Raw genomic sequence first — 24,486 nt, 5'->3', positions numbered from 1 at the left:
CGACGAGGGACTTCGGCGCCTCACATCCAGTTCTTGCGCTTTGATAGCTGCCCGACCCCTGGGTTGAACTGATTGCAAGGATCCAGGGCGCGGTAGAAATTCCGAAGCTCGGGGCCGGCGCGATACAGATGTCCAACGTTGTGTTCGGCCGGATACTGCGCGCCACGGGCGTCCAGCAGCTTCCACATGCGGTGCTCCAGCGCCAGGCAATCCACGCCCTTTCTCACGATGTAGTCCTGATGGAAGACATGGCAAAGAAAGTGTCCGTAATAGAGCTTGGCCACCATGGCGGTCTCCATGTCCTCGGGCAGCACCTCCAGCCAGTCTCGGTCATTGCGCTTCAGGGCAATATCCAGCGCGACGATATCCTCCACCGCATCCGGATGCATGGCGCGGTAGCGCACGGCGGCGCCGGCCGCCGCGAATCGCAGCAGGAAGGCGGATGCGCCCTCTTCCGGGGAGCACAGGAAATAGGCGCCCGTGGCCTGGTTGAAATAGGAATCCAGGAAAACCTGAAGCGGCTCCTTCAGCTTTCTCGACACCTTGATCATCAGATAGTGTTCATACCGGGCGCGAAAGTCGCGCAGGCGAGCGGGCAGATGATCGCCACAGCGTTCGCTGAAGAACTGCAACAGCCGGTCGCTCATGTTCCTGGGCAAGAACGGGAATCTCGCGCAGAAATTGTCAACGCGCGCTTTCAACGCGAAAAAGGTGGGCAGCCTTGCGGTGCCCAGTCTGCGGATGGCCAGAAAAGTGTCCTTGCCGTAGACGTCGGCGATATCGAACGCATCCCTGTGCATGTACTCCCCCGCGATGGGCAGCGCCGGCAAGGCCGTCAGAAGGTATCGTCGAATATCCGTCAGTTCCGCCGGATCATTCGTCCCGATGTAGAAAACGTCGGTCTGCGTCTCCGCCGGAAACGTGTCCAGGCGCACGGCAAAGAGAATCAGCTTGCCGGCGCTCCCGGAAGCCTCGTACAGCCGTTTCGGGTCCGCGTTGAACCGCGCGGGCGAGTCCGCGTCGACGTCGCGGACGTGCCGCGCATAATCCTGATCCGACCCGCGTCCGCCATCGCCGATGTCGTCAGGACGGTAGGTGCCGTCATCCAGACGCCGCAGGATCTCCTCGGGGGATTCTCCCAATGAGATGCCCAGGTGGTTGACCAGGGATAGTTTGCCGTCCTGCCCCAACTGCGCAAACACGGCCATCTCGGTAAAGGCGGGGCCGCGCTGCACCAATGATCCACCGGAGTTATTGCAGATCCCGCCGAACACCGACGCGCCAATGCATGAAGACCCGATGACGGAGTGCGGTTCGCGTCCCAGCGGCTTGAGCGCTTTCTCCAGCTGGTCCAAGGTGGCGCCGGGAAAGCAGATCACCTGATGCCCGTCGCGGATCAGCTGTATCTTCTTCATGCGCAACGTGCTGATGATCACGATCTCCCGATCGTAGTCATTGCCGTCCGGCGTCGACCCTCCGGTCAAGCCGGTATTGGCCGCTTGCATGATCACGATCTTGCCGTGCGCCACGCATGCCTGGACCAATCGCCATTGCTCCAGAAGGCTGCCCGGCCGCGCAACCGCGATCGCCGATCCGAAGCCGAAGCGGAATCCTGTGCGGAACCGTTGGGTATGCTGCGGATCGGTCAGGACATGGGCCGTGCCGACGATGCCGCGCAATTCGTCGAGCAGGCGCTGGTTATCAGGATTCATGCAGGTCCTTGGAAAGAAACTGTGGGAACGGGAAATCATGGCCATCGCGCCATCGGTGACGACGCAAGCGGCACGCGCGGTCATTCAATGATCATCCCGGCCTTGTCGCGCACCGTTTGGTAGCGAGAGCGCTCTTGCGCCAGGAACTGAACAAATGCGTCCTGCTCCAGCACGACGGCACGCCAGCCGGCTTCCTGCAATCGTTGACGGACCGCTTCGTCCTGGACCGCGCTTTCGAATGCGGCGCTCATTTTTCTTCCGATCCCGGGAGGCAATTGAGCGGGGCCGAAGAGCCCGAGCCAGTTGGTGAATTGGTAACCAGCCATCGACGGCAGCTCCGAGATGGCGGGCACGTCAGCGAACAGCGGCGAACGATTCGCGGATGTAACCGCCAGCAGGGTCAGTTTGCCGGTCTTGATGTGCGCTACCAGCGGGGGCAAGCCCGTAATGACGAAGTCGATCTGGCCTCCGAGAACGTCGTTGACCGCTGGCGCGGCGCCCTTGTACGGCACGTGTTGCCAATTCACGCCGGCAATCGCTTGCATCGCGGCGCCGGCGAAATGCATCGTACTGCCACTGCCCGGCGTGCCATAGTTGAATTTGACACCTTGCTTTTGTGAACTGGCAACCAATTCACCTAGCGACTTCGGACCGCGCTCGGGATGCGCCACGATTCCCAAAGGCGTGTCGCCCACGAACGCGATTGGCGTCAAGTCCTTTTCCGGATCATAGGGCAAGGGCTTTCCGGCGATGGGTGTAACCAGGACTTCCGCCGGCGACGACAGCAGAAACGTGTAGCCGTCTGGCGCGGCACGCACAACGGCCTGGGCGCCGATCGCGCCCGAAGCGCCCGCGCGGTTTTCCACGACGACCTGCCGTCCCAGGATCCTGGAAATGGCGGCACTGTAGATGCGGGCGGCGGTATCGACCCCTCCGCCGGCGGGATACGGCACGATCAACGTGACGGGGCGTTGCGGCCAGGGATTGGCCTGGGCGCCCGCGCCGAAGAGCGCAAAACAGGAAACGAGAATGGCAGTTCGAAGCATGATATCTCCAAGTCAGACCGTCACCGGCCTGCGTCACAGGAAGGCGCGGGCTGACGAGACCAGCAAGGCCGCGCCGGATAGCGTCAACAACATCAGGACGACGCGGCGGAACGTTTCGTCGCACAGGCGGGCGTACAGGCGCGCGCCCAGCCAGGTCGACACCATGACGACGGGCAGCAACGCCCCGAACCAGGGCAGTATGGCCAGCGACACGGTCGACGAGACGACGTAGCACGTCATCGTGAACGACAGGATCAGCAGGTTGAATCCCTGGATCAGATTGCGCTGCATTTCGCGGGGATAGTGGCGCAGGGTGCACCACAAGGCGGGCGCGAGTCCCGTGAGGCCCGCCAGGCTGCCCAATACCCCGCCGCACAGGCCGGCGATGCCCTCTCCCAGGCGACCACCGCTGTCCAGTTCGATCTTGCGGCGCGACAGCAACATGAACGAACACCAGGCGACCAGCACGATTCCCAGCAGCAGTTTGAAGACGGCGGGATCCAGCAGGGGCAGCAGGGCAAGGCCAAGCGGCACGCCCAGCGCCCCGCCCGCCAGAAACGGCAGCAACAGTTTCCACGGAAACGCCTGGCGCACCGATAAAACCCCGGTCACCTGGCCGACGAGCGCGCCGAACACCGTCAACACAGCGGCCAGGCTCGGCTCCAGCACCCAGGCCCAGATAGCCATCGACACCATGCTGAACGCGAAACCCGACAGCCCCTGCACGAAGCCCGCGACGGCCGCGCCGCCCAGGGTGAACCACAACATCGGCCCGAAGAGCATATGCCGTCCCAAATGGAATCGAAGGAAGAGAAGGCCGGGGCCCGCCCACACTGAAAGGGGCCTCGCACCGGCCCTGGGCGCCCGCCGCGATGCCCGCGCGGGCGCGACTGCCGTGCCGCGTCAGTCGAACGCCAAGGCCGAACCCGGCACTGGCGTGAAGCCGAGATCGCCGCGGGCGATCACCGCTTCGCGGCCGCCGTTCTCGCGCAGCAGCGTCTGCTGGCGCGCCTTGGCCTGGCGATCGACCGCCTGCGGGTCACAGATCAGATACAGCTGCTGGCGGCAGGCCTGCACGGTATCGGCGTGGCGCGGATCGGCGGCCAGGTCCTGGAGTTCCTCGGGGTCGGCTTCCAGATCGAACAACTGCGCGGGATAGCCGGCGTATTCGATGTACTTGTACTTGCCGTGGCGGATCATGAAGGCGCCCGTGGTCGAACCCATGCCGTGATATTCCACCAGCACGTTGCGCCGCGGCGTCTCGCCGCGGGCGATGTCGAACAGCGAATGGCCGGGATAGCCTTCGCGCAAGGCCGGCTCGGTGTTGCCGACGGCGTCCAGCACCGTAGGATAGGCGTCGATATGCGTGACCGGCACGTCGACCACCCGCCCGCGCGGAATGTCGTCGCCCGCCATGATCAGCGGCACGCCCGCGGTTTCCTCGAACATGGTCGACTTGCCCCACAGACCGCGCGCGCCCAGGTTGTCGCCGTGGTCGGAGGTGTACATCACGCGGGTGTCATCGGCCAGGCCGGCGTCCTCCAGCGCGTTGAGGATCTTGCCGATGTTCTCGTCCAGGAACGAGCACAGGCCGTAGTAGCCGGCGACGGCGCGCTTGACCGCGTCGCCCTCGAAATAATCGTCGTAGTTGAAGCTGTTGCGATAGTCGACCAGATAGGGGTGGTCCGGCCGCTCGCGCCGGTCGTACAGCTTGGGCAGCGGCAGGTTCTGGTTGAAATAGCGGTAATAGTGTTCAGGCGGCGCAGTCAGCGGGAAGTGCGGCGCCACCAGCGACACGAACAGCACCCACGGCTTGTCCGATTCGCGTCGCGCCGCCTCGCGCAGCCAGACCTGGGCGCGGGCCGTGATCTCACGGTCGTAGAAGGTGTAGGAACTCTCGCCGGGCCCCGCGAAGTGGGCCATTTTGTAGGCGCCCTTGCGCACCGGCAGTTCGCTGCGGACCAGGCCCATCAGATCGCCCTTGCCCTCGATGATATGCATGGGGATGATCTCTTCCGAAAACCCGTGGTCCTCGCCGGGCTGGCGGAAATGGAGCTTGCCAATCGAAACCACGTCGTGATCGCGTTCGCGCAACCGATGATGCCAGCTGGGCACCGCGCCATCGTAGGCGTCGGCGTTGTCCCAATAGCCGATCTGATGAATGTACTTGCCCACCGCGAACGAGGCCCGGGCGGGAATGCACACCGGGCTGGCGCAATAGGCCGAGCGGAACAGCGTGCCGCGCGCGGCCAGGGCATCGAGATGAGGGGTCTTGACGATCTCGCTGCCATAGCAGCCCAAGGCCTTGGGCGAGTGTTCGTCGGACATGATGATCAACAGGTTCTTCGGTTTCACGGTCATGGCTCTACTAGGTTGAATGGCTGATGTCAGCCGCTTGATAAATTCGAATCGGGAAACGCGAGATCGCGCGAGGTCGGGCCCAGGAAGAATTCCTGGTAGTACACGCACTGCCCGCGCCCGGACCGCGCCACGGCCTGCATGTAGATGCCGCGGTAGGGATGCGGCACGCCGATGCGCTCGCAGGACTCGGTGTCGAAATCGACCAGCTTCACCAGGTGGGTGATGTTGGTGATCGGCAACTTGAATTGCTGGATGATGACTTTCTTGAAATTGGCGCCGTTGAGCTTGTCCATGGGCATGTCCCACAGGCGCTTGAGCAATTGCCGGTCGGCGTAGAACCGGCTGGAGATGCGGAACTCGTCGTTGATGATGATGATGCGGTCAAGCCGCATGACATTGGCCTCGGTTCCCAGGTACTCGTTCCAGGGCCCCGCGCCGGTCACGGGCGTGCGCAGCACCGCTTGCGAAAAGATCGGCAGCACCGCGCCATCGTCGTCCAGGAAGCGGCAATGCCAGGGATCCTCGATCTGGCGAGGCGCCTCCGCGATGAAGCTGCCCAGGCCGTGCATGCGCACCACCAGGCCCTGCTCCACCAGGTCGCGCAACGCCCGCTGCACGGTGCCGAGGCTGAACGGCGTGAGCTGCGCCAGCTCCTCCTCGGCCGGCAACTGGTCGCCCGGCTGCCAGATGCCGCGCCGGACCGCGTCGACCAGCACCTCGACCAGCCGCTGGTACTTGGGCCGGCGGGTCGGATCGGGTGCATGCAGCGTCTCGAAGATTTCCAGACGACGTTCCAAGGTACTCATGAGATTTTCTCCCTGTCTTGCATGATCATGTCGGCGCCTTTCTCGCCGATCACGATGCTACCAGCGTTGGTATTGCCGGAAAGCAGCAGGGGCATGATCGAGGCGTCGACCACGCGCAGCCGGTCCACCCCGCGGACCCGCAGCCGGGTATCGACCACGGCATCGGCGTCGGCCCCCATGCGGCAGGTGCCGACGGGATGGAAGATGGTGGTGGCGTACCCACGAATGAAACGCAGGACGTCGTCGTCCGACTCGACGTTGAAGCCGGGTCGGTATTCATCGGCAACGTACGGTGACAGCGAACGGGTCCGCACCAGTTGGCGCGCCATCCGCACCCCTTCGACCATGGTGCGCCGGTCGAATTCGGTGTCCAGGTAGTTGAAGCGAGCCCGGGGCGCGGCCAGCGGATCGGGCGAGGCCAGGTCGAGCCGGCCGCGGCTGGTTGGCCGCAACTGGCAGACCGACAGGGTGAAACCGGAGAAATCATGCGGCCGGCCGGCCGTCATGTCGGCGCTGATGGTGCCGAAGTGGAATTGCACGTTGGGGGTCTGCTCGGCGTCGTTGGTGCGCGCGAACATGCCACCCAGCTGGATGCCGGCCGCCACCGGCCCGGCGCGGCGCAGGATCCATTGCAGGCCGATGCGGGCCGTGCCCCACCAGGTGCGCAGGGCGTCATTGGTGGTGATCGGCCGGGTGCAGCGGTACATCAGCCGCGATTGCAGGTGATCCTGCAGGTTGCGGCCGACTTCCGGCAGATGGTGCACCGGCGCGATGCCCAGCGAGCGCAGCGCGTCGGCGTCGCCGATGCCTGACAGCATCAGCAACTGCGGCGACTGGATCGCGCCGGCGCTCAGCACCACCTCGCGCCGGGCGCGGGCCTGGCAGGCCTGGCCCGCGCGCAGGTACGACACCCCCACGGCACGGCGGCCCTCCAGGATCAGGCCGGTGGCGTGCGCATCGGATTGCACGCACAGATTGTCGCCGGCGATGCCCGAGCGCAGATAGGCCTTGGCGGCCGAGCAGCGCAGGCCATTGCGGGTGGTCAGCTGGAAATAGCCGGCGCCTTCCTGCCGCGCGCCGTTGAAATCGTCGGTGCGCGGCACGCCCAGTTCATTGGCGCCGCCGATGATGGCCTCGATCAACGGGTGGCGGCCGCGGATATCGGACACCGCCAGCGGACCATCGCCGCCATGGCTGGCGTCGGCGCCGCGCTCGTTGGCCTCGGAGCGCTTGAAGTACGGCAACACATCGTCCCAGCCCCAGCCGACGTTGCCTTGCGCCCGCCAACGCTCGAAATCCTCTTTCTGGCCGCGGATGTAGACCAGGCCGTTGATCGAGCTGGACCCGCCCAGGGTACGGCCGCGCGGGATGTAGATCCTGCGGTTGTCGAGATTGGGCTCGGGCTCGGATTCGAATTGCCAGTTCAGTTGCGGGTTGAACATGGTCTTGCCATAGCCGATGGGGATGTGGATCCACATGTTGCGGTCCCGCGGACCTGCCTCCAGCAGCAGCACCGTGGTCTTGCGGTCCTGCGCCAGCCTGGCGGCCACGGCGCATCCGGCCGAGCCCGCGCCCACGACGATGTAGTCAAACTCCCTGGTCTCCACGTTCCTTCCCCTCAGATGTCCAGTACCACGGCGCCCTCGCGGACACGCGCGCAGCAGATCAGTACGCTGTCGGCGCGTTCGTCGTCGCTCAACAGGTAGTCGTTGTGTTCGATCAGGCCCGACAGATAGTGCAGCCGGCATTCACCGCACAGCCCGGCCTCGCAGGATGAATTGCAGGCCACCCCGGCGTCGCGCAGGGCCTGCAGGATGGTTTGCCCCGGCGCCACCGGCACCGACCGGTCGCTGCGGCGCAGCGTCAGGCTGGCCGGCTCGCTGTCCGCCGCGGGCGGCGGCGCCGGCGCCAGGTCTGCGCCGAAATGCTCCGAATGCACCGCCCCCGCCGGCCAATGGGCGCTGGCGGCCTGCACCGCGCGCATGAAGCCGGGCGGGCCGCAGAAATACAGTTGGCCATCGTCCGGCCACTGCGCCAGCAGTTGGCCGAGATCCAGGCCGTTGGCGGGGTTGCCGCCATCGTGGTGCAGGAAGACACGGCCGCGCCACTTGTCGCCGGCCAGATAGCCGGCGAAGGCGGTGCGCTCGGGCGACTGGGTGCAGTAGTGCAGCGTGTACGGCCGGCCCAGCGCGTGCAGCCGTTCGGCCATCGCCAGCAACGGCGTGATGCCGATGCCGCCGGCCAGCAGCAGCGAATGGCCGGCGTCCTCGCGCAGCGGGAAGTAGTTGTGCACGCCAGCCACCTCCAGCAGGTCGCCGGGCCGCACCTGTTCGTGCATGGCGCGCGAACCGCCGCGGCTGTCCGGCACGTGCAGCACGGCGATGCAATAGCGGTCAGTGCTGCCCGGCACGTTGCACAGGGAATAGCGGCGATTGACGCCGCCCGGCGTACGAATATCCAGGTGCGCGCCGGCTTCGAACGCGGGCAGCGGCGCGCCGCCCGGATCAACCAGGTCGAAAGCATAGATGCCTTGCGCCTCATACCGGATCGCACTGACTCGCAACTTCAGCATGGCTCTCTCCACATCCCTCAGCCGGCGGTGGCCGCCTGGCCCGCGCGGTCGATGCCGTCGAGCCGGACGCGCACGTGCGCATCGCGCTGGTCCGCCGGCAGCGCGTCGGCCGACCGCATGATCTCCAGCACCTGCTTGCCGGCGGCCGCCAACTGCTTGCGGTCCGCCTGCTTGTCGGCCAGTTCGGGAATGTCCAGCACCGAATCCTGGGCATAGATCGGCAGCGTCCGGCCCTGCTCCTGCAACTGCTGGTAGAGCGCGTAGGGCGCGGTCCTGTCCTGCACGGCGTTGCGCAGCAGCTTGCGGCACATGTACACGCCCACGTCCGAGACGCCCGGATGCTCGGCGCCGTGCGCGGCGATCCGGCCCTGGCTGACGATGGCCTCCCAGTCCCCCGGCGCGCGCTGTCCCTCGTCGTAGCTGCGGTTGCCGGTCTGCCCTTCCAGGAAGTCGATCTTGTCGACGCCGCAGTCCGCTTCGTTGCCCAGGCCGTCCGGGTCGACGGTGCTGTTGAAGTGGCGATAGCCGAAGATGATCATGTTCTCGTCGTCGACCGGCACGCTCCAGCGGGTGCAGCCGGCGGTGCCATGGCGTTCGCGCGCGGCGGTCGGCAGCAACGAGCCGATCTGCAGGTAGTTGGGGAACACCATTTCGGTGATGCGCACCCAGATCTTGTCGCCGGGCAGGCGGCGCGAGGCGATGAACACGCAGCCGTTGCCGTCGCGCGTCGCTTCCCATTGCATGACCGGCATGTCGCCGAAGCCTTCCAGCGACACGCCCGCCGAGGTCGCGGCGTCCACGCCTTCGACCACCATGTGGTTGTGCAGCACGGCGGTATGCATGTGGTCCATGATGTTCTCGTAGACCTGCAGCCAGTTGCACGGGTAGATGTTCGAGAACGGCACCAGCCGGGTATCGGCGGGCAGGCTGTAGGTATCGAATTGCGGGAACGGCGGCGCCTGGCCCGGGCCCATGTAGGCGAAGACCAGCCCATCACGCTCGAACGCGGGATAGGCGCCCTGGCACACGGTTTCCTTCAGGCGCGTGGCGTCCGGTTCGCACGGCGCGTCCAGCAGCGTGCCGTCCACACCGTAGTGCCACCCGTGATAACAGCAACGGATGCCGTGCTCGGCGATGATGCCGAACTCCAGCGAGGCGCCACGGTGGGCGCATTGGCGGTGCATGACGCCGACGTCGCCGCTCTTGTCGCGGAACGCCACCAGGTCCTCGCCCATGATGCGGATGGCCTTGGGCACGTCCGTCAGCTCCTGCGACAGGCACACCGGCTGCCAGTGGCGGCGCATGTACTCGCCCATCGGCGTGCCGGGGTTGCTGCTGGTCAGTTCCAGGTCCGGGCCGGGGCGGTTGCGTTGCTGGTAGCCGGAGAACCGCAACGGATGCTCGCTGCGGGTCGGGGGCACGGAACTCGTGGCTTGCGTCATGTCTTGTCTCCTGATGATTGGAATGGGTCAAACACGCATATTCGATTGGCTGATGAAGCGGATCTGCTGGTAGGCGTCCAGGCCTTCCGGCCCGCCTTCGTAGCCCAGCCCGCTGTCCTTGACGCCACCAACCGGCGCGTCGGCCAGCGAGGGCGTGAAGTTGTTGATGCCGATCCACGCGGCGTCGATGTCCTCGGCAAAGGTGGCGGCGCGTTGCAGGTCATTGGTGAACAGGTAGGCCGCCAGCCCATACTCGACGGCATTGGCGCGCGCGATGGCGGCGTCCAGGTCGCCGAAGGACAGGATTGGCGCCACCGGACAGAACGGTTCCTCGCGCAGGATGCGGGCGCTCGCGGGCACGTCGGTCAGCACCGTCGGCGGGAAGAAATAGCCCGCGCCCGCCCCACGCGCGCCGCCCAGCCTGACCTGGGCGCCGCACTGCCGCGCGTCGTCGACCAGTTCGGTCGCCGCGGCCAGGCGCCGCTCGTTGTTCAGCGGCCCCATGCGCACCCCGTCCGCCAGGCCGTCGCCCACCTGGAGCTGACTGGCGTACTCCACGAAGTGCGCGACAAAGGCCTCGTAGAGACTGTCCTGCACGAAGAAGCGGCTGGGCGACAGGCATACCTGGCCGCTGTTGCGGTACTTGAAGGCAACGCACGCCTGCGCGGTGCGGGCCACGTCGACGTCGTCGCAGACGATCACCGGCGCGTGGCCGCCCAATTCCATGGTGCACGGCTTCAGATGGCGCGAGGCCAGCGTGGCCAGCAACCGCCCCACCGGCACCGAGCCGGTGAACGAGACCTTGCGGATCACGGGCGAGGCGATCAGGCGCTCGGAAATCTGCGCCGGCTTGCCATACAGCAGGCCGATCGCGCCGGACGGCACGCCCGCGTCCAGGAAGGCCCGCACCAGCAGCATGCCGATGGCGGGGGTTTCCTCGGGCGCCTTGAGCACCACGGTGCAGCCAGCCGCCAGCGCCGCCGCCACTTTGCGGGCGGCCAGGAACGCCGGGAAATTCCACGGCACGAAAGCCGCCACCGGTCCGATCGGACGCTTGACGGTGGTCTGCGTCAGCAGCGCCGAGCGGGGCGGCAATTGCCGGCCGTAAGCGCGCTTGCATTCCTCCGCGCAGTAGACGATGCCTTCGATCACCCGGCTCAGCTCGCCGTCCGCATCGGCCAGCGGTTTGCCGTTCTCCAGCGTCAGGACCACCGCCAGCTCGCCGCGCCGCTCGTCGATCAGTTGCGCGGCGCGCATCAGGATCGCCGCCCGCTCCCAGGCGCTGGTGCGCGACCAGGTGGCGAACGCGCCGTCGGCGTGGCGCAGCGCGTCGTCGATGTCCTCGTCCGTGGCCACCGGCAACCTGCCCAGTTCGGCGCCGTTGGCGGGATTGCGCACCGCCAGCGTTTCCCGCCCCTGCGCACCGCGCCACTGTCCGCCCACGTACAGGGCGAGCGCGGGGGGATAGGCCGCCGCGTCCTGGCTCGCGGTCGCCGCGGCGGGCTCGTGTTTCGTTTGCTTCATGGCTCGTGACTCATCGTGGTTCTGGGAAAGGGAAGAAGATCCGTCATGACAGCCGCTGCGCGCCACCCGGCACGGCCCCGGCGACGGCGCCGGGCGCGGCGATCATTCGTGCCTGCATGCGCCGTCGGCTGGCCTGCGGATTGATGAACAGCACGCCAATGACGCTCACGCCGATGGCCAGCACCGCGGACACCAGGAAGCCCTGTTCATAGCCGGCCGCGACGGTGTTGCCGCTACCGATGAAACGGCCCATCAAGGCCGGCGCCACCAGGCCGCCGGTAGTCGCCAGCGCGCTGCTGATCGACATCGCGGCCGAGCGCTGCGAATCGAAGGAGATCTCGGCGACGATCGCCGAACTCAGCACGAAGGTCAGTTGCGGCAAGTTGCAGCCCAGCGCCAGCAGCAACACGCGCAGCGTGGGGTGTTCGGCCACATACAGGGACAGCAGGATGCAGGCACCGCCCAGCAGCACGAACGCACAGCTGAGCCAGCCGCGGGCGTAGATCGACGCGATGCCGCGCTTGAGCATGCGCTGCGACAGCCACGACCCGACCAGCACCAGCGGAATGTTGATGCCGGTGAAGATCATGAACATCCAGCCGGTTTCCTGCGTGGAGTAGCCCAGCGCCTTGCTCATGTAGGCCGGGATCCAGGTGAACATCACCGAGAAGATCCAGTACGTGGTCCAGTACAGCAGCATGTTGGCCAGGAAGGTGCGGTCCGTCAGCAGCACCCAGTACGGCACGCGAGCCTGCGATGCATCGGCGCTGGCGCCGGCGTTGCGGACCTGCCCGTCGCCGCCGAACAGCAGCCACAGCACCATCCAGACGATGCTCAGGACGCCCAGCAGCAGGAACGCCGCGTGCCAGCTGTGGTTGAGCATGATGTAGGTGAGCACCGGCCCGGAGATCAGCAGCCCGACCGTCACGCCCTGGAAGATCACCGACGATGGCACGTTGCGCTGGTCGTCGGCGAACCAGGAGTAACAGGAGTGCAGCGCCAGCGGATACGCCGGCCCCTCGCCGATGCCAAGCAGAATGCGCGAGAAGTACAGCAGCGGCACCGAGGCGAAGAAGGCCAGCGGCATTTGCGACACGCCCCAGATGCCGGCCAGCACCACCAGCACGATCTTGGACGACACCCGGTTGGCGAGGAAGCCGAAGCCGATCGCCGACACCGAAAAGAACAGGAAGAAGCTGCTGGCGATCATGCCGAACTGCGCCGGCTCGATGCTCAGTTCCTGCATCAGCGGCACGGCCACGATGCCGAGAATCGCCTTGTCCATGAAATTGATGACCATGAACAGGGCCAGAAGCACTGTCACGACCCACCCTCGTACATTCACCTGCGCTGGTGCTGCTGTTGCCATGTCTCGCCCCTTGTTTTTCGAGATCCGCCGCGTTGACGCCGCGCCGTGTCAAAACTATAGTCCTATATAGTTCTTAAATTCAATCCCGGGACTCACTAGGACTAACCCTAGCCCGACCGATCACCCCTCTTTTCGAGCCTCGAAACCCATGCAACGTCCCCACTGGCGTGACCACGGCAGCGACCCCGACTACCGTTACTCCCTGGCCAACGAGCGCACTTTCCTGGCCTGGATCCGCTCGGCGCTGGCGTTGCTGGCGGCCGGCCTGCTGCTCGACCAGCCCGGCATGGCGGGCAGCCCGATCGTGCGCACAGGGCTCGCGCTGGGCCTGTGCCTGCTGGCGGTGCTGGCCTGCGCCAGCGCCTATCTGCGTTGGCGCGGCAACGAAATCGCCATGCGCCACGCCAGCGGCCTGCCACACAGCCCGGCGCTGGCGCTGCTGTGCCTGGCCATGCTCGCCATCGGCGCCGGGGTGTGCTGGCTGGTGTTGGAACGGGTCTGATGCTCATGCCCTGCCGACCTGGCGCCGCCAGCCGATGAGTTATCCCCGCGATCCGGGCCTGCAGCCCGAACGGACCCTGCTGGCCTGGCGGCGCACCTGCCTGGGCCTGGTGATGAACAGCTTCCTGTTGATGCGCGGCGGCGCCCTGCACGATGAGCCCGCCGGCATCGGTGCGGGCCTGTTCGTGATCGTGCTGGCCGGCTGGCTATATGCCCGAATCCGCACCCGGCTGCGTTGCGCGCCGGATGATTGCACCCGCTCGCCGGATCGCCTGGCCCTGATGGCCGCCGCCGGCGCCGCCCTGCTGGTGTGCCTGGCCGGCGCCTGGCACGGCGCCGCCCTGCTTCATGCCACGGTCCGTTGAATGCTCAGGTCGACCTCTTCACGCTTCGCGCATCAGTCAGCCACCAGATACGCCTGCCCACCCGGTTTCAAATAGGGTTGCAGCGTCTTGAACGGCACGCTGCCGTGGGTGCCCAGGCAAGCGCCCGAGGCATGGCCCACGCCCGACACCGACAGGCTCAGCGCGCCCGGCGTCACGGCGCCCAGGGCCAGGTACTGCGGCCACAGATCGGCGCAGTCTTCCAGGTTGGGGCGCTGGTCGGCCTGGCTTTCGGGCGGGCCGGCCTTGACCACCTGGTCCACCAGCCCCAGCAATGCCGCGCTCGGTTCGCGGCCGACGCTGCGCTTGCCCGGCACGTAGGCGTCGAACACGCGGTTCCAGTCCAGGTACTCGCCGCGCAACAGGTCGAAGGTGTACGGCTCGAAATGATTGGCCGGATGGGCGCCGCCGCAATCCAGGCTGCCCGCCTCCGTCACGGTCATCAGTGCGCGCGACAGCCAGGTGACGTTGATGTTCTCGTCGTCGAACCCGCCCAGCGTGCCGCCGGCCTCGCTCTGGCTGGTGTAGGCAAACGCCATGCACTCCAGCGCGCCCAGGCTCTTGCGCCAGTGGCGTTGTTCCAGCAGATCGTTGACGCGCCGCATGACCTGCGGATCGGGATGGCGGCTCAACCGCGGATACGCGAACTGGGTGCGCGGGTCCACCCACATGCGGTAGGCCACCGCGCCCGCGCCGATTTCCTTGCCCACCGGCTTGGCGTGGCCCGCCAGCTTCAGCGTTTCATAGGGCGCGCGCTTGGCGTCGATGCCGGCCTTCAGGTCGACATCGCCCAGGTCGACCTGCTCGGCCCGCGCGCGGGCGCGGTCGCGTTCGAGCTGCTCGGTGTCGTAATGCGCAACCGGCCGCAGATCGAAGCGGCGCTGCTTGCCGGTGCGCGTGTCGGTCCATTGCCCGTGATAACCCTTGGCGTCACGCGTGCCTTGCCAGCTGGCCGCGCGGTCGGCCGCGTCGATCGTGGCCTTGTCCGAGGCGGGCGGCCGCGCCGGGTGCGGCTTGGGCTCGTACAGGACGTCGTCCGTGCCGCGCAGGGGAATGTCGACGCCGCTCCTGGGATAGAAGTAGCGCCCGCTCACGACCCCGTTGGCGCCGGCCGCGTCGTCCAGTTCCAGCACCACTTCACCGGCCCCTTGCAGGGTGCCCTGGTAGACGGTGCGCGGGGTGGCGCCGGCATTGAACGCGGCCAGCGACAGCATGGCGAGGATCAGCGCAGCCGGCGCGCAACGGAGATGGCGGGCGGGTGTCGAGGACATCGGGCAAGGCCTGCAAAAGTGGGCGTGGGGCTGACTATACCCGAGGCGGCATGGCGACCGCCGCCCGCCCCGGCCAAGCCGCTCAGCCCGCGGCGCGCAAGGCGTCGAGCACGGCATCCAGGTCCAATGCCGCCACGCTGGCCGAGCGCGGCATCGATTCGAGACCGCGCAGCAGCCATGCCGCCACATCGGGTTCTCGCTCCGCCTCGGCATCGCGCCGCGACACGTAAATGGCGACGGTCAGCTTTTCCGGCTTGCGCAGATAGCACGCCTGCGCCGTGAAGCCCTGCGCCGCGAAATCGGTGATGCTGCCGCCCACGTGCAGCGTGATGTCCAGCACGGCCAGGCCGTCCACGGCCAGCGGCGCCAGCGCGGCCTTCAGCCGCTGGCGATACGCGACGATGGCGGGCAGGCATGCGATGCCGGCCTCGGGTCCCCCCATCCTGCCGCTCAAGGTCACTTCCATCGGGTCTCCTCTCTTTTGGTAAAGGCTTGCAAACGATGACGTCCGGGCGGCTCGGCTGCGGTATAAACAAGGCCCTGTCGATTGCACACAGAGGAACGACTTGTCGAACGCACGCGGAGCACTTTCATTCTTCAACGCGACGGCGGGCGCCATCCGGCGCCATGGCCGCGCGATGCTGGCCGCCGCGCCGTGGTCGCTGGCGGTGTTCCTATTATCGCTGCCGTTCGCCATCCTGGCCGCGTCGCTGTACTGGCTCAAGGGCGGGCTGTTCCTGCTGTTCGCGCTGGTCAACCTGATTGCGTTCTCGCGCATGACGTTCGCCTGGCACCGGGTCATCGCGCGCGCGGACGATACGCGGATCGATGCCGGCGGCAGTACGGCGCAAGCCTGGCACCTGGTGATGCTGGGCCTGCTGGCGGTGGTCGTGACGGCGCTGGCGCGCGCCACCGGCGACCTGCCCTACGTGTTGTTCGCGCTGATGAACGGCCCGGCCTCGGGCCTGTTCTTCGCGGTGCTGGTGCCCGTGGTGCTGGTGCTCTGGCTGCCGATCCTGTACGGGCTGGCGCTGCTGGCGCCCGCCCTGCCGCGTGCCGCCGTGACCGGCGCAACCGGCTTGCGCGGCGTGCGCGCCGCCATGCCCTACCCGCGCTGGCCGCTGATGCTGGCCCTGGGCATCCTGGTGAGCGCGGGCGGCCTGGCCCACAGCGCGCTGTACGAGTACCTGGGCTACGCCGTGGACGGCGGACCATATTGGATCGTGGCCTATCTGACGCTCTTCATCGTGATGACGTTCGTCGTGGGCGCCATGGTCTCGGTGGCCTACCGGGACGGCGCGCCGGCGCGTCCCGCGCCCGACAAGGGCGGCGACAGCGACAGCATCAAGGATGCAGCGACAGCCCCTTGACCGCCTTGTCCACCGCCTTCTTCGGACCGCGCAGGGCGATGCCGACCAGGTCCAGATCGTCGGCCGGCTCGGCGCGGAACACCGCGCGGTTGGCCTCGTCGTGGCCGGTGGCGAACATGGCATGGACGAACGGCGCCAGCGTCAGCTCGCGGTCGCGCGCGATCCGGTGCGCCGCCTGCAGGCCGGCCCGGTCCCCCTCGAACACCAGGATCGGCTGCACCGACATGCCGGCATAGCGATGCCCCGCCGCGTCGACATAGGGTTCCCCCAGCATTTCGGGCGCGGCGCTGGCCAGGCCGGTGGACAGGAAAGCGACCACATTCAGGCGCTGCCAGGTCGCCAGATCATTGCGCACGATGATCGCCACTTTGGTATCAAACACGTCGAAACTCCCATTCAGGACAAAACGCCCATCCTGGCCCGACGGCGCGCGCGGATCTAGAACGTTTGTGCGCTGCGCAGGTACTTCGCGGGGGTGATGCGATAGGCGCGCTTGAACCAGCGCCCCAGGTGGCTCTGGTCGGCGAACCCGACCTGCGCGGCCACGTCCGCCGGCGAGATGCCGCGCGCCAGCAGCTCGCGCGCGCGCCGCAGGCGCAGGCTCACCAGGTAGGCGTGCGGCGCCAGGCCCAGTTCGCGGCGGAACTGGCGCGCCAGGGCATAGCGGTCCATGCCCGAGTCGTGGGCGACCTGGTCCATGCTGATGTCGGCGGCCATGTGCGCCTCGATGAACGCCTGCGCCCGCCGCAGCTTCACCGGCGCGGGCCGCGGGGCCGGCATGAGCAGGCGCTCGCCGTCGGCGGCCAGCTGCGCGATGAGCCGGTCCAGCGCCTCGTCGCGCGCCAATTGCAGGCCGCCCGGCGCGAAGCTGTGCAGCGTCCCGACGATGGCGTGGATCAGCGCCGGATCGCGCGACAACGAGGTCCGGAACATCGAGAACGCCTGACGCGCGGGCTTGCCCTCGCGCCGCGCCAGGGCGCCGTCGACCCAGGACAGCGGCAGATAGAGCATCGAATAGGTGAACCCCTGCTCGGTGCCGGCATGGCCGTCATGCACGGCGCCGGGTTCGATCAGCATGGCGTGACCCACCGTGCTGGTGACGGTGCGCCGCGCGCACTGGAACTGCTGCACGCCTTGCAGCGTGACGCCGACCAGCATCTCGTCGTGGTCATGCGGGTCGTAGGCATGCCCGCGAAAATGCGCATGCACCACCTCGATGCCCGTCGCGGGGTCGCGCCTGACCTGGATCCAGTCGTCTGATGTCATGGAGATGGGATGGCGGCGACCGGCCGGCGGCCGCCCTCAGTTGGCATACTGGGCCAGGCCATTGCCGAAGGACCAGTTTTCCTTCTTGACCTCGACCAGGCTGATGAAGACGTCTTCGCGGCGGATCGCCAGCTCGGCGTGCAGCCCGTCGGCGATGGCCAGGTAAAGCGCCTTCTTCTGGTCCAGCGTGCGCCCCTCGTTGAGGGTGATCTGGAGATAGACCAGCCCGTCGGTGCGCGCGATGTCCAGGTACGAAGGATCGTAGACGAAATGGCCGCCGTCATGTTCGTTGAGGATCTGGAAATTGTCCTTGTCGGGCACGCCGATGGTGGTCCGCATGGCGCGGTAGACCACCTCGCCGATCTTCCTGGCGAACAGGGGGTCGGCGTGCTTGCGGATATCGATGCGGACCAAAGGCATGGCGTCATTCCTTGCGTGGCGTGGGACGGGGACGGCAGCCGCGTCGGGTCCGGCAATGGCCGGGCGCGGCTTGCGCGTCAATTAGATTACATCAATAATCTATTTTGCAGCACCCCCGTCCCTTTGCCCGCAGGAGATTGCCCATGGCGCCCGCCTCATCCCCCGACCGACTGTATCTGGACGACCTCGCGGTTGGCGACACCTACACCAGCGCCACGCATCGGCTCGACCTCGACCAGGTGCGCCGCTTCGCCACCGAGTTCGACCCCCAGCCCTTCCACCTGGACGAGACCGCGGCGCGCGACTCGCTGTTCCAGGGACTGGCCGCGAGCGGCTGGCACACCGCCGCCATCACGATGCGCCTGCTGGTCGACAGCATGCCGCTGGCCGACGGCGTCATCGGCGCGGGCGCCGAACTGGCCTGGGCGCGCCCGACGCGGCCGGGCGACACGCTGCAGGTGAAAAGCACGATCCTCGGCATCACCCCTTCGCGCAGCAAGCCGGACCGCGGCATCGTCGTGGTCGAGAGCATCACCTACAACCAGCACGGCGAGGAAGTGCAGAAGCTGACCAGCAAGGTGGTCAGCTTCCGCCGCCGCTGAGCGCCATGGGACGCGTATCGCGGGAACAGGCGGACGAAAACCGGGCGCGCATCCTGGCCAGCGCCGCGCGGCTGTTCCGCGCGCAGGGCATTGACGGCGTGTCGGTCGCCGACATCATGCGCGACTGCGGCATGACCGTCGGCGGCTTCTACCGGCATTTCACGTCCAAGGAAGACCTGGCGGCGCAGGCCGTCTCGGCCGTCTTCGCGCAGGCGTCGGCCGCTTGGGACAAGGCCTTCGAGGCCGCCGGCAAGCGCAACGAGAACCCCGTGGCCGCGCTGGTGCCGCGCTATCTCGGCAACCGGCGCGCGGCGCATCGCTGCCCCTTGCTGGCCTTCGCGCCGCATGCGGACGGGGACGAGGCGGCCGCCGCCGTGGCGCAGGCCTACGCCGCGGGCGCGGGCAGGCTGTATGAACAGTTCATCGGCCAGGCGCCCGCCGCGCAGGGCGACGACACCGACGCCATGGTGCTGTTCGCGGCGATGATCGGCTACCGCGTGCTCGAACAGGGCGCCGGCCGCACGGACTGGGTGCGGGCCCTGGAGGCCGCGATCAACCAGAAAAGCGCCGCGCTCGATGCGGCGTCGACCGACGCGTAACCGGCGCTATGCCAGCGCAATCCCCGTCGCCTGGCGCAATGCGGCGAGCAACCGCGCCTGGAAGGACTCATCGCGCACCGCCGGATGGGGGTCGAGGCGCGCCTGGTGATGCCAGTATCCGCCGCTCTGGCCGATGGCGGAATCGTCGCCCGTCGCCAGCCAGGCCTGCGTGACGTGTCCCAGGCTGAGATCGCCCGGCGCATCCGGCCCGCCCATCTTGGTGGGCACCCAGCCGGGGTCCACCGCGTGGCTGGCCACGTCCGGCCACAACCGCGCCACCGCCGCCGCCAGCGCCGTCACGAACAGCTTGCTGTCCGAATACGAGCCGCTCTCGCGGCTGCCGTCCCACGCCATGCCCGTCAGGTCGGGCCGGCCGTCGTCATGCATTTCGCTGCTCAGGTAGACCAGGCGCCGCGGGCGCTGCATCAACGCGGTCAGCACATACGGCGCGATGACATTGACCGGCAGGATGGCGGGGCCGGTGAAGACCCCGGCATTGTGGATGACCGCGTCCATCCGGCCCAGGGCGTTGAGCTGGTCCGCCAGGTCCCGCGTCTGCGCCAGGTCGGCCAGATCGCCCACCACCGCCAACGACCCTTGCGACAGCAATTCCCGCGCGGCGCCCAGGCGCTCGCGATTGCGGCCATGCACGACCACCATGTGGCCGTCGGCCAACAGTGCGCGCGCGGCCGCCAGGCCCAGGCCGTCGACTGAACCGGTAATGAAGATGCGTGCCATGAATCCACTCCTAGAAAACCGGGCGCGGGCGGCGCGCGTCGCGCGCGACCGCCGCCGATAACGCGCCATGCAGAGGCGTTGGCAGTGTATCGGCATCGCAAGCGCCGCGTCGCCTTGACCCGCCAGCGCGTCCGGGAATTCCGGCGCCGGCCGGCGTGGCAGCGGCCCCACGCGCAGTATAGTGAGCCACGCGGCGCAGGCGCGCCCGACTTCCCCGATCACGAACTTCGCAGCAGGAGCCCCCCCATGTCCACCGAATCCCAGGCCCCCGTCATCCTGATCACCGGCGGCAGCCGCGGCGTCGGCGCCGCGACCGCGCGGCTGGCGGCGGCACAGGGCTATGACGTGGCGATCAGCTACGTCTCGAACGAGGCGGCGGCCCAGGCCGTGGCGGCCGATGTGCGGGCCGAGGGGCGCCGCGCCCTGGCCGTATGCGCCGACAGCGCGGATCCCAACCAGGTGGTCCGGCTGTTCGCTGCCATCGACGGCGAATTCGGCCGCCTCGACGTGCTGGTCAACAACGCCGCGATCATTGCGCGGCAATCGCGCGTGGAGGACCTGACGTTCGAGCGCATGCAGCGGATCTTCGCGGTCAACGCCATCGGCCCCATGCTCTGCGCCCAGCAGGCGGCCCGGCGCATGTCCCGACTCCACAACGGCCGGGGCGGCGCCATCATCAACGTGTCATCGGGCGCGGCGCGGCTCGGCAGTCCCAATGAATACGTGGACTACGCCGCCTCCAAGGGCGCGCTGGAGAGCTTCACGATCGGCTTTTCCAAGGAAGTGGCGCGCGAGGGCATCCGCGTGAACGGCGTGCGCCCGGGCCACATCTACACCGAGATGCACGCCAGCGGCGGCGAACCGGGACGGGTGGACCGCATCAAGGACACCGTGCCCATGGGCCGCGGCGGCCAGCCCGAGGAAGTGGCGCGCGCCATCCTGTGGCTGGCGGGCGCCGAGGCCTCGTACGTCACCGGGACGTTCGTCGACGTCACCGGCGGCAAGTAGGTCGCTGGCGGGGATCCCGCGCGGCGGGCGGGACGCTAGCGCAACGCGGCGACGTCCACCACCGCCGCCCCGCAGGCCTGCACCAGCTCGGGATCGTGGCTGGCGAACAGCACCACCCGGTCCCTGCCCCAGGCCTTGAACAACTCGGCCAACGCACGCCGTGCCGGCGTGTCGAGCCCATTGCTGGGACCGTCGGCGATGACCACCGCCGGGTCGCCCAGGGCCGCCGCGGTCAGGTAGACCTTGCGGCGCGTGCCGGTGGACATCTGCTCGAAGCGCTTGTCCAGGTGCGGCTCCAGCCCCAACCGGGCGGCCAGGTCGAGGATCGCGTCGTCGACCACCACCCGCTTTTCCGCCGCGACCTGCTCGAGCAGCCCGCGCCCGGTCTGCTCCGGCAGCGCCAGGCAGTTGTCGGGCACATAGGCCAGCCGGCCCTTGGCCTGCTGCGGCGACCGGGCCAGCGAATGGCCGTCGATCCAGACCTCGCCGCCATCCGGCGCGAGCACGCCCGCGATGATGCCGAGCAGGCTGGATTTGCCGGTGCTTTCCTCTTCGCACAGCGCCACGCAGCCGGGCGCGAACGTGTGCGTCAGGCCCTCGAAGACGGAGTGGTCGCCGTAGCGTTTGGTGAGATGGTCGATGCGTAGCATGGCGCCAGTGTACGCAGGAACGCCGGGCGCGGCCAGGACCCTGGTCAACGCGCGTCGACCGGCGGCGGCGGTTCCTCCAGGTACTGCTGCGCCACGCCCTCCTGCTGCATCTGGCGCCACTGCGCCACCGACGGCGTGGCCATCTGGAACGCGCGGCTCACCTCGCAATACCAGCCCGGATTGTGCAGCCGGCCGATCAGCTGCATCGGCAAGGGGTCGATGAACATGCGCTCGGCATCGGTCACCGCCGCATCGATCAGGTGCATGCCGACAATGTCGCCGATGACCAGCGTGCGGCGCGCATCGATGTCGACCAGCTGGCGCACGCGGCACTCCATCGAGGCGGGACTGTCCTGGATCCGCGGCACTTCCACGTTGCGGCCGGGCGCCAGCAGCAGCCCGGCCTCCATCGCCTCGTCGATGCTGGCATCGAAGTCGATGGCGGTCACGTTCATGCGCCGCGCCTGCGCCGCCGACACCAGGTTGACCACGAATTCGCCGCGCGCGGCGATATTGCGCGCGGTGTCCTTGAGGCGGCCGTCGCGCGAGCCGACGCAGAAGCACAGGATCGGCGGATCGCCGGACATCACATTGAAAAAGGAAAACGGCGCGACATTGAGCGCGCCGCGCGCATCGCGCGAACTGACCCAGGCGATGGGCCGGAGCAGCACGGTGGAATGCATGAGTTTGCTGCGCTGCTCGCCGCTGAGCGCTTGCATGTCGAAGTACATGGGTAGGCGGATCCAGAAGGTTTATTCGTTGCCCGCGCGCGCCGGATCCTGCTCCGGCTTGTCGATGCCGGCCCGGCGGGCATTGGACTGGTGCAGCTCGACCAGATTGCCGGCCGGATCGTGCAGGAACAGTTGCTTGAGGCTGGGCGAGGCGACGTTGTCGAGCGTGAAGTAGGCGATGCCGCGGGCGATCAGTTCCTGTTCGGCGGCCAGCACGTCTTCGACCGCCAGCGCGATGTGGTTCGACACCGGGTCCTGGCCCGGCCCCTTGGCGTAGCGCGACGGACCTTCACTGCCGAGGATGTGCAATTGCGTGCCATTGGGCAGGTTGATCCACGACCCGTAGATGCCAGGGATCTTCCAGCGCGCCGGATCCTGCGGCAGGCTCAGGACATCGCGATAGAAATCGAGCATGGCGTCGGCCTGGGCATGATTCACGCCGAATCCGACGTGGTGAAGTTCGAGCACTTTGACGGGCATGGCAGTCTCCTCTTGAAGATCAACGCGGCCTGCCGGGCAAGGCCCCGGGGTCGCGGAAATGGCGTGAACGCCGATGCGGCGAATATAGTACGTTAGACGTACTATATGCAAATCGTATTATTTGAGAAACGTATAATCCATGCCATCCACGCCGCCCTCGAACACGACCGCCCGCCGATTGCCCATGCCCGCCCGCAAGCCCGCCGCCCCGACCGCCAAGCCCCAACCCGCCCGAAAACCCGCCGGCGCCGCGCCCCGCGCCTCGGCCAAGGCTGGCGTCCCGCCCCCTTCGCAGGCCGCGCCCGACAGCGCGACGACACGCCAGGCCCAGGCCATGCGCGACGGCGCGGCCGCCGCCGCCCGCCCCCACCTGGCCTTGATGGCGCAGACCGCCGCGCGCGGCACCGACACCGGCGCCGCCGGCCTGGGCCTGTTGATGCTGTGGCTGGCCGACGACGTGGAGCACCGCGCCAACGCAGCGCTGGCGCCGTTCGGCGTATCGGAAAGCAAGCTGGACGTGCTGATGATCTTCGGCCTGGCCGAGCGCGGCCTGATCGACGGCCGCGCGGTGACGCCGTCGTACATCGCCGACTACTTCGGCGTCACGCGTTCGACGGTCACGGGCTTGTTGGACTGGCTGGAGAAACGCGAGCTGCTGACGCGGGCGCTCAACCACGACGACCGGCGCAGCATCTCGCTGACCCTGACCGACGCCGGCCGCGACCTGCTGGCCCGCGCGCTACCGGCGTTCTGGACGATGTGCGCGTCGCTGGTGGATTGCCTGGATGAAGCGGACCGGACGGCCTTGCAGGGCATCCTGGCGAAGGTCTGGAAGCATCTGAAGCGATAAGCCGCGTGACGGCGGGCCGTCACTTCCTCGGATATGACTTTTTTCCGCTATCGGTATAGCAGAAGGTGCCGCCTCGCGGCCCCGTGCAGTATTGGCCGTCGCGGCAGTGGCACGTACCGGCCGAACCGGTCGCGGGTGGCGGCGACACCAGGGATTGGGCGCCGCCGTCCGGCGCCGTGCAGACACGTTTCGATGCGCTGATCGAACCATCACGGCAGAGAAACCGCTCCCCGACACAACGTTCCACGCCGCCTTTCTTGCCGGAACAGGGGTAGTTCGCCGCATGGACCGTCGTCGCAAACAATACGGCCAGCGCCAGGAACACGGCGCGCATCGTCAATTTCCTGCCGGTCGGTCGCCGACCCAGGCCGAAAAGCGCAGCAGATAGCCATCGGGGTCCTGCACCAGGAACTGGCGTACCCCCACTTCGATGGCATCGCTGCGATACCAGCGCGCTTCGGGTTCGCGGTACAACGGCCAGCGGGCGGCCGCCAACCGCTCCAGCAAAGGATCGATGCAAGCCACCTTGATCTCGAAATTGATGCCGCGTCCTCGCGGCGCCTCCAGCGCGCCCGTGATCCAGTTGTCATCGCCGCGCACTTCCTCCAGCATGAACTGGGCGCCGTCCAGGTCCAGGTATGCAAAGCCCTCCGCCTCGCGTCGATAGGCAATCTGGAAACCGCACAGGTCCATCCAGAAAGCCAGGCTTCGCGACAGGTCAGCCACCAACAACTCCGGAACCATTCGGGCTCGGCGCAATTCGGTCATGCGTGTCTCCGCTTTTT

28 protein-coding genes are annotated in these 24,486 nt (G+C 67.6%); 7 read left to right on the top strand and 21 right to left on the bottom strand.

Annotation, left to right across the window (positions count from 1 at the left end):
* Window positions 1-20: 20 nt before the first annotated feature.
* The 10 genes from dld to H0523_RS17365 form a co-directional block, all read right to left on the bottom strand.
* A complete protein-coding gene (gene dld / locus H0523_RS17410) occupies window positions 21-1,712 on the bottom strand; it encodes a D-lactate dehydrogenase (RefSeq protein ID WP_156350005.1) in 1,692 nt (563 codons plus the stop codon).
* 80 nt (window positions 1,713-1,792) lie between these two features.
* Complete coding sequence (locus H0523_RS17405) at window positions 1,793-2,758, bottom strand: Bug family tripartite tricarboxylate transporter substrate binding protein (protein WP_054429841.1); 966 nt, start codon at window positions 2,756-2,758, stop codon at window positions 1,793-1,795.
* Between the two features lie 33 nt (window positions 2,759-2,791).
* On the bottom strand, window positions 2,792-3,541 hold the full coding sequence (locus H0523_RS17400) for a sulfite exporter TauE/SafE family protein (protein ID WP_054429843.1): 750 nt from the start codon (window positions 3,539-3,541) through the stop codon (window positions 2,792-2,794).
* Window positions 3,542-3,661: 120 nt separating this feature from the next.
* Window positions 3,662-5,119 (bottom strand): sulfatase family protein, encoded by a 1,458-nt coding sequence (locus H0523_RS17395; RefSeq protein WP_054429844.1) that lies wholly within the window; start codon window positions 5,117-5,119, stop codon window positions 3,662-3,664.
* A 26-nt stretch (window positions 5,120-5,145) separates the two neighbouring features.
* A complete protein-coding gene (locus H0523_RS17390) occupies window positions 5,146-5,925 on the bottom strand; it encodes a GntR family transcriptional regulator (RefSeq protein ID WP_054429846.1) in 780 nt (259 codons plus the stop codon).
* Window positions 5,922-7,532, bottom strand: coding sequence for a GMC family oxidoreductase (locus H0523_RS17385; protein ID WP_054429848.1), 1,611 nt, complete (start codon window positions 7,530-7,532; stop codon window positions 5,922-5,924). Before H0523_RS17385 ends, H0523_RS17390 begins: the two co-directional genes overlap by 4 nt.
* Before the next feature lie 11 nt (window positions 7,533-7,543).
* On the bottom strand, window positions 7,544-8,497 hold the full coding sequence (locus tag H0523_RS17380) for a PDR/VanB family oxidoreductase (RefSeq protein WP_054429849.1): 954 nt from the start codon (window positions 8,495-8,497) through the stop codon (window positions 7,544-7,546).
* A gap of 17 nt (window positions 8,498-8,514) precedes the next feature.
* On the bottom strand, window positions 8,515-9,939 hold the full coding sequence (locus H0523_RS17375) for a Rieske 2Fe-2S domain-containing protein (RefSeq protein WP_054429852.1): 1,425 nt from the start codon (window positions 9,937-9,939) through the stop codon (window positions 8,515-8,517).
* A 27-nt stretch (window positions 9,940-9,966) separates the two neighbouring features.
* On the bottom strand, window positions 9,967-11,463 hold the full coding sequence (locus H0523_RS17370; protein ID WP_082404392.1) for an NAD-dependent succinate-semialdehyde dehydrogenase: 1,497 nt from the start codon (window positions 11,461-11,463) through the stop codon (window positions 9,967-9,969).
* A 43-nt stretch (window positions 11,464-11,506) separates the two neighbouring features.
* The gene (locus H0523_RS17365) at window positions 11,507-12,787 is read right to left on the bottom strand and encodes an MFS transporter (RefSeq protein WP_231689755.1); all 1,281 of its coding nucleotides are present in this window, start codon (window positions 12,785-12,787) and stop codon (window positions 11,507-11,509) included.
* A gap of 193 nt (window positions 12,788-12,980) precedes the next feature.
* Here H0523_RS17365 and H0523_RS17360 point away from each other — a divergent pair, with 193 nt between their 5' ends.
* Together H0523_RS17360 and H0523_RS17355 are read left to right on the top strand one after the other, a co-directional pair.
* Window positions 12,981-13,334: a DUF202 domain-containing protein gene (locus H0523_RS17360; RefSeq protein ID WP_054429855.1), complete on the top strand. Its 354-nt coding sequence runs from the start codon at window positions 12,981-12,983 to the stop codon at window positions 13,332-13,334.
* A gap of 34 nt (window positions 13,335-13,368) precedes the next feature.
* A complete protein-coding gene (locus H0523_RS17355; RefSeq protein ID WP_054429857.1) occupies window positions 13,369-13,698 on the top strand; it encodes a DUF202 domain-containing protein in 330 nt (109 codons plus the stop codon).
* A gap of 32 nt (window positions 13,699-13,730) precedes the next feature.
* Here H0523_RS17355 and H0523_RS17350 read toward each other — a convergent pair whose 3' ends face one another.
* Complete coding sequence (locus H0523_RS17350) at window positions 13,731-14,987, bottom strand: hypothetical protein (RefSeq protein ID WP_054429859.1); 1,257 nt, start codon at window positions 14,985-14,987, stop codon at window positions 13,731-13,733.
* 82 nt (window positions 14,988-15,069) lie between these two features.
* Window positions 15,070-15,453: a hypothetical protein gene (locus H0523_RS17345; RefSeq protein ID WP_054429861.1), complete on the bottom strand. Its 384-nt coding sequence runs from the start codon at window positions 15,451-15,453 to the stop codon at window positions 15,070-15,072.
* A 100-nt stretch (window positions 15,454-15,553) separates the two neighbouring features.
* On the opposite strand from H0523_RS17345, the gene H0523_RS17340 reads away from it, so the two are divergent.
* A complete protein-coding gene (locus H0523_RS17340; RefSeq protein ID WP_180180101.1) occupies window positions 15,554-16,357 on the top strand; it encodes a hypothetical protein in 804 nt (267 codons plus the stop codon).
* On the opposite strand, the gene H0523_RS17335 is transcribed toward H0523_RS17340, so the two are convergent.
* Genes H0523_RS17335 through H0523_RS17325 form a run of 3 tightly spaced genes read right to left on the bottom strand, consistent with a single transcriptional unit; the run spans window position 16,332 to window position 18,043 of the window.
* Window positions 16,332-16,739, bottom strand: a complete 408-nt coding sequence (locus H0523_RS17335; protein ID WP_054429862.1) for a DUF2000 domain-containing protein — start codon at window positions 16,737-16,739, stop codon at window positions 16,332-16,334. The two genes, H0523_RS17340 and H0523_RS17335, sit on opposite strands and share 26 nt — an antisense overlap.
* A gap of 56 nt (window positions 16,740-16,795) precedes the next feature.
* Window positions 16,796-17,623, bottom strand: coding sequence for an AraC family transcriptional regulator (locus H0523_RS17330; RefSeq protein ID WP_054429864.1), 828 nt, complete (start codon window positions 17,621-17,623; stop codon window positions 16,796-16,798).
* 36 nt (window positions 17,624-17,659) lie between these two features.
* Window positions 17,660-18,043 (bottom strand): tautomerase family protein, encoded by a 384-nt coding sequence (locus tag H0523_RS17325; RefSeq protein WP_054429866.1) that lies wholly within the window; start codon window positions 18,041-18,043, stop codon window positions 17,660-17,662.
* Between the two features lie 143 nt (window positions 18,044-18,186).
* Between H0523_RS17325 and H0523_RS17320 the strand changes: the two genes are divergently transcribed.
* Both H0523_RS17320 and H0523_RS17315 read left to right on the top strand, forming a co-directional pair.
* A complete protein-coding gene (locus H0523_RS17320) occupies window positions 18,187-18,645 on the top strand; it encodes a MaoC family dehydratase (RefSeq protein WP_054429868.1) in 459 nt (152 codons plus the stop codon).
* Between the two features lie 5 nt (window positions 18,646-18,650).
* Window positions 18,651-19,244 (top strand): TetR/AcrR family transcriptional regulator, encoded by a 594-nt coding sequence (locus H0523_RS17315; RefSeq protein WP_054429869.1) that lies wholly within the window; start codon window positions 18,651-18,653, stop codon window positions 19,242-19,244.
* Between the two features lie 6 nt (window positions 19,245-19,250).
* On the opposite strand, the gene H0523_RS17310 is transcribed toward H0523_RS17315, so the two are convergent.
* Window positions 19,251-19,982 carry an SDR family NAD(P)-dependent oxidoreductase gene (locus tag H0523_RS17310; protein ID WP_054429871.1) on the bottom strand — a complete coding sequence of 244 codons (732 nt, stop codon included), beginning with the start codon at window positions 19,980-19,982 and terminating at the stop codon, window positions 19,251-19,253.
* A 246-nt stretch (window positions 19,983-20,228) separates the two neighbouring features.
* Between H0523_RS17310 and H0523_RS17305 the strand changes: the two genes are divergently transcribed.
* Entirely contained in the window at window positions 20,229-20,990 is a 762-nt protein-coding gene (locus H0523_RS17305) for an SDR family oxidoreductase (RefSeq protein WP_054429873.1), read from the top strand.
* Window positions 20,991-21,025: 35 nt separating this feature from the next.
* On the opposite strand, the gene H0523_RS17300 is transcribed toward H0523_RS17305, so the two are convergent.
* The 3 genes from H0523_RS17300 to H0523_RS17290 are packed head-to-tail and all read right to left on the bottom strand — an operon-like array spanning window position 21,026 to window position 22,851.
* Complete coding sequence (locus H0523_RS17300) at window positions 21,026-21,640, bottom strand: ABC transporter ATP-binding protein (RefSeq protein ID WP_054430327.1); 615 nt, start codon at window positions 21,638-21,640, stop codon at window positions 21,026-21,028.
* A 44-nt stretch (window positions 21,641-21,684) separates the two neighbouring features.
* Window positions 21,685-22,371, bottom strand: coding sequence for a flavin reductase family protein (locus H0523_RS17295; protein ID WP_054429875.1), 687 nt, complete (start codon window positions 22,369-22,371; stop codon window positions 21,685-21,687).
* Between the two features lie 21 nt (window positions 22,372-22,392).
* Window positions 22,393-22,851, bottom strand: coding sequence for a VOC family protein (locus H0523_RS17290; RefSeq protein WP_054429877.1), 459 nt, complete (start codon window positions 22,849-22,851; stop codon window positions 22,393-22,395).
* Between the two features lie 184 nt (window positions 22,852-23,035).
* Between H0523_RS17290 and H0523_RS17285 the strand changes: the two genes are divergently transcribed.
* Entirely contained in the window at window positions 23,036-23,701 is a 666-nt protein-coding gene (locus tag H0523_RS17285; protein WP_156349995.1) for a MarR family winged helix-turn-helix transcriptional regulator, read from the top strand.
* A gap of 19 nt (window positions 23,702-23,720) precedes the next feature.
* On the opposite strand, the gene H0523_RS17280 is transcribed toward H0523_RS17285, so the two are convergent.
* Entirely contained in the window at window positions 23,721-24,035 is a 315-nt protein-coding gene (locus H0523_RS17280) for a YdcA family protein (protein WP_082380592.1), read from the bottom strand.
* A 2-nt stretch (window positions 24,036-24,037) separates the two neighbouring features.
* A complete protein-coding gene (locus H0523_RS17275; RefSeq protein WP_054429883.1) occupies window positions 24,038-24,469 on the bottom strand; it encodes a bleomycin resistance protein in 432 nt (143 codons plus the stop codon).
* Window positions 24,470-24,486 lie beyond the last annotated feature (17 nt).

Source organism: Achromobacter insuavis (genome assembly GCF_902859645.1).
Taxonomy (GTDB): Bacteria; Pseudomonadota; Gammaproteobacteria; order Burkholderiales; family Burkholderiaceae_B; genus Achromobacter; species Achromobacter insuavis.
This window is presented reverse-complemented; position numbering and strand designations above follow the sequence as displayed.

Excerpts from the sequence above, each read along its gene's own strand:
- H0523_RS17325 (WP_054429866.1), bottom strand. The coding sequence starts at position 18,043 with ATGCCTTTGGTCCGCATCGATATCCGCAAGCACGCCGACCCCCTGTTC.
- H0523_RS17275 (WP_054429883.1), bottom strand. The coding sequence starts at position 24,469 with ATGACCGAATTGCGCCGAGCCCGAATGGTTCCGGAGTTGTTGGTGGCT.
- H0523_RS17405 (WP_054429841.1), bottom strand. The coding sequence starts at position 2,758 with ATGCTTCGAACTGCCATTCTCGTTTCCTGTTTTGCGCTCTTCGGCGCG.
- H0523_RS17310 (WP_054429871.1), bottom strand. The coding sequence starts at position 19,982 with ATGGCACGCATCTTCATTACCGGTTCAGTCGACGGCCTGGGCCTGGCG.
- H0523_RS17380 (WP_054429849.1), bottom strand. The coding sequence starts at position 8,497 with ATGCTGAAGTTGCGAGTCAGTGCGATCCGGTATGAGGCGCAAGGCATC.
- H0523_RS17280 (WP_082380592.1), bottom strand. The coding sequence starts at position 24,035 with ATGCGCGCCGTGTTCCTGGCGCTGGCCGTATTGTTTGCGACGACGGTC.
- H0523_RS17330 (WP_054429864.1), bottom strand. The coding sequence starts at position 17,623 with ATGACATCAGACGACTGGATCCAGGTCAGGCGCGACCCCGCGACGGGC.
- H0523_RS17295 (WP_054429875.1), bottom strand. The coding sequence starts at position 22,371 with ATGTACTTCGACATGCAAGCGCTCAGCGGCGAGCAGCGCAGCAAACTC.
- H0523_RS17285 (WP_156349995.1), top strand. The coding sequence starts at position 23,036 with ATGCCCGCCCGCAAGCCCGCCGCCCCGACCGCCAAGCCCCAACCCGCC.
- H0523_RS17370 (WP_082404392.1), bottom strand. The coding sequence starts at position 11,463 with ATGAAGCAAACGAAACACGAGCCCGCCGCGGCGACCGCGAGCCAGGAC.
- H0523_RS17345 (WP_054429861.1), bottom strand. The coding sequence starts at position 15,453 with ATGGAAGTGACCTTGAGCGGCAGGATGGGGGGACCCGAGGCCGGCATC.
- H0523_RS17300 (WP_054430327.1), bottom strand. The coding sequence starts at position 21,640 with ATGCTACGCATCGACCATCTCACCAAACGCTACGGCGACCACTCCGTC.
- H0523_RS17290 (WP_054429877.1), bottom strand. The coding sequence starts at position 22,851 with ATGCCCGTCAAAGTGCTCGAACTTCACCACGTCGGATTCGGCGTGAAT.
- H0523_RS17360 (WP_054429855.1), top strand. The coding sequence starts at position 12,981 with ATGCAACGTCCCCACTGGCGTGACCACGGCAGCGACCCCGACTACCGT.
- H0523_RS17320 (WP_054429868.1), top strand. The coding sequence starts at position 18,187 with ATGGCGCCCGCCTCATCCCCCGACCGACTGTATCTGGACGACCTCGCG.
- H0523_RS17390 (WP_054429846.1), bottom strand. The coding sequence starts at position 5,925 with ATGAGTACCTTGGAACGTCGTCTGGAAATCTTCGAGACGCTGCATGCA.
- H0523_RS17400 (WP_054429843.1), bottom strand. The coding sequence starts at position 3,541 with ATGCTCTTCGGGCCGATGTTGTGGTTCACCCTGGGCGGCGCGGCCGTC.
- H0523_RS17315 (WP_054429869.1), top strand. The coding sequence starts at position 18,651 with ATGGGACGCGTATCGCGGGAACAGGCGGACGAAAACCGGGCGCGCATC.
- H0523_RS17350 (WP_054429859.1), bottom strand. The coding sequence starts at position 14,987 with ATGTCCTCGACACCCGCCCGCCATCTCCGTTGCGCGCCGGCTGCGCTG.
- H0523_RS17355 (WP_054429857.1), top strand. The coding sequence starts at position 13,369 with ATGAGTTATCCCCGCGATCCGGGCCTGCAGCCCGAACGGACCCTGCTG.
- dld (WP_156350005.1), bottom strand. The coding sequence starts at position 1,712 with ATGAATCCTGATAACCAGCGCCTGCTCGACGAATTGCGCGGCATCGTC.
- H0523_RS17375 (WP_054429852.1), bottom strand. The coding sequence starts at position 9,939 with ATGACGCAAGCCACGAGTTCCGTGCCCCCGACCCGCAGCGAGCATCCG.
- H0523_RS17305 (WP_054429873.1), top strand. The coding sequence starts at position 20,229 with ATGTCCACCGAATCCCAGGCCCCCGTCATCCTGATCACCGGCGGCAGC.
- H0523_RS17395 (WP_054429844.1), bottom strand. The coding sequence starts at position 5,119 with ATGACCGTGAAACCGAAGAACCTGTTGATCATCATGTCCGACGAACAC.